We start from the raw sequence: 780 nt of genomic DNA, 5'->3' as shown, positions 1-780 counted from the left end.
CGGTACGATTACAGAAACAGTGACACAAGCGGAGATTGATGCGGCGCAAGCGTTGATTAACAACGTGACAGATCCAGAGAAGAAAGCAGCGTTACAAGCAGATCTAAACAAAGCGCAAAGCCAATTAGATGCGAAAACAGTGCAAGCAGAAGCAGAAAGTAAAGCGCGTGAAGCGGTAAATAATTTATTCACAAACAAAGATCCAAACGGTACGATTACAGGAACAATGACACAAGCGGAGATTGATGCGGCGCAAGCGTTGATTAATAAGGTAACAGACCCAGCGAAGAAAGCAGCGTTACAAGCAGATCTAAACAAAGCACAAAGTCAGCTAGATACGAAAGTAGCGCAAGCAGAAGCAGAAAGTAAAGCACGTGAAGCAGTAAATAATTTATTCACAAACAAAGATCCAAACGGTACGATTACAGGAACAATGACACAAGCGGAGATTGATGCGGCGCAAGCGTTGATTAATAAGGTAACAGACCCAGCGAAGAAAGCAGCATTACAAGCAGATTTAAACAAAGCGCAAAGTCAATTAGATGCGAAAGTAGCGCAAGCAGAAGCAGAAAGCAAAGCGCGTGAAGCAGTCAATAATTTATTCACCAACAAAGATCCAAACGGTACGATTACAGGAACAATGACACAAGCGGAGATTGATGCGGCGCAAACGTTGATTAACAACGTGACAGATCCAGAGAAGAAAGCAGCGTTACAAGCAGATCTAAACAAAGCGCAAAGCCAATTAGATGCGAAAACAGTGCAAGCAGAAGCAGAAAA

Annotated in this window: 1 protein-coding gene; it reads left to right on the top strand. The window is 43.1% G+C overall.

Features of this window, described 5'->3' with window-relative positions:
* A partial coding sequence (locus PROCOU_RS17960) for a toxin Cry1Ac domain D-VI-related protein (protein ID WP_244266354.1) occupies window positions 1–780 on the top strand: 780 nt, incomplete at both ends.

Source organism: Listeria rocourtiae FSL F6-920 (assembly GCF_000525975.1).
In the GTDB taxonomy this organism is placed as follows: Bacteria; Bacillota; Bacilli; order Lactobacillales; family Listeriaceae; genus Listeria_A; species Listeria_A rocourtiae.
This window is presented reverse-complemented; position numbering and strand designations above follow the sequence as displayed.